Annotated in this window: 1 protein-coding gene; it reads right to left on the bottom strand. The window is 76.6% G+C overall.

The window, feature by feature from the left end; genetic code table 11:
• Window positions 1–498: beta-ketoacyl synthase N-terminal-like domain-containing protein (locus NBW84_RS21405; RefSeq protein WP_445548798.1), on the bottom strand; the 498-nt coding region annotated here is incomplete at its 3' end.
• Between the last annotated feature and the right edge of the window lie 27 nt (window positions 499–525).

Raw genomic sequence — 525 nt, 5'->3', positions numbered from 1 at the left:
GTCGGAGCCGCGCAGCGTCGTCGGGTTGATCCCGGCGTGTTCCAGCGCCTCCCAGGCGGTCTCCAGCAGCAGCCGCTGCTGCGGCTCGGCCGCCAGCGCCTCACGCGGGGAGATGCCGAAGAACGCGGCGTCGAAGTCGCCCGCGTCGGGCAGGAAGCCACCCTCGCGGGAGTAGGTGGCGCCGGGCCGCGCCGGGTCGGGGTCGTAGCGGTCGTCGAGGTTCCAGCCGCGGTCCGCCGGCGGTGGGCCGACCACGTCACGGCCGTCGGCGACCAGCCGCCACAGGTCGTCCGGTGACTGCACCCCGCCCGGGTAGCGGCAGCCGATCCCGATGATCGCGACCGGCTCGTGCCGGGACGACGTCAGCTCCTGCACCTGCGCGCGGGCGGCACGCAGGTCGGCCGTGGCCCGCCGCAGGTAGTCGCGCAGCTTCTCCTCACGGGAGCCGCCGCCCGCGGGCGCCGCGGACGCCGCGGACGTGGCAGACGCGGGGGACACCGGGGGTACCTGGGAGCCAGAGGACGC

The sequence above is a fragment of the Protofrankia sp. CiP1_Cm_nod2 genome (assembly GCF_920664355.1).
In the GTDB taxonomy this organism is placed as follows: Bacteria; Actinomycetota; Actinomycetes; order Frankiales; family Frankiaceae; genus Protofrankia.
Note: the sequence above shows the minus strand (reverse complement) of the source record. Positions and strands in the feature narration are given on the sequence as shown.